Genomic DNA, 489 nt, shown 5'->3' with positions numbered 1-489 from the left:
ACCCATATCCTTCTTCATCAAGAGCATGCCCGAGGACGGCTTGATGTCGAGACCACCGGTGTCGAAGCAGACGCCCTTGCCGACCAGCGTCACCTTCGGGGCGTTCTTCGGCCCCCAAATCATGTCAATCAGACGCGGCGCGCCGACCGATGCGCGGCCGACCGCATGGATCATCGGGAAATTCTTCTTAAGCAGCTCGTCGCCCTTGGTCACCGACATTTCGGCCTTGTGCCTCCCGGCCAGCGTCCGAACCGCCTTCTCCAGCTCGTCCGGTCCCATGTCGCTGGTCGGCGTGTTGACCAGATCGCGTGTCAGGAAGACGCCATCGGCGATGCGGCGAACACGCGCCGCGTCGGCGCCGGACGGCAGCGAAAAACGCAGCGCCTTGCCGGGCTTTTTGCCGTAGCGGGTGAAGACATAGCCGCCGAGCGCCAGTGCGATGGACGCCAGTTCCGGTTCGGCGGGTGCCGAGGCGAAATGCCAGTCGCC

At 64.6% G+C, this 489-nt stretch carries 1 pseudogene; it reads right to left on the bottom strand.

Features of this window, described 5'->3' with window-relative positions:
* Nucleotides 1-489: pseudogene (locus EOA86_RS37920) on the bottom strand (leucyl aminopeptidase family protein); the annotation flags it as partial.

Source organism: Mesorhizobium sp. M5C.F.Ca.IN.020.32.2.1 (assembly GCF_004023105.1).
Lineage (GTDB): Bacteria > Pseudomonadota > Alphaproteobacteria > Rhizobiales > Rhizobiaceae > Mesorhizobium > Mesorhizobium wenxiniae.
Note: the sequence above shows the minus strand (reverse complement) of the source record. Positions and strands in the feature narration are given on the sequence as shown.